1 protein-coding gene is annotated in these 233 nt (G+C 60.5%); it reads left to right on the forward strand.

Going from position 1 to position 233, the window contains the following annotated elements:
* The coding region (locus SB689_RS24260; protein ID WP_410694566.1) for a ribonucleotide-diphosphate reductase subunit beta at positions 1–233 on the forward strand (233 nt) is incomplete at both ends.

Genomic DNA, 233 nt, shown 5'->3' on the forward strand with positions numbered 1-233 from the left:
CTATGGCTACGGCTATCACATGGTGCCGTCCCAGGGCGGTCACGCGATGGTCACTCCGCGTGTCATGCGTCGCGCTGTCATCAAGGCACTGGCTGCTGTGAACGCGCTTGAGGGCGTCCGGTTCTATGTGTCGTTCCTGTGCTCGTTTGCCTTTGTCGAGAAGCTGAACGTGATGGCCGGCAACGCCAAGATCATCCGCTTCATCGCCCGTGATGAGGCGCTGCATCGCAAGG

It is taken from the genome of Chryseobacterium sp. SIMBA_038 (assembly GCF_046535115.1).
Lineage (GTDB): Bacteria > Bacteroidota > Bacteroidia > Flavobacteriales > Weeksellaceae > Chryseobacterium.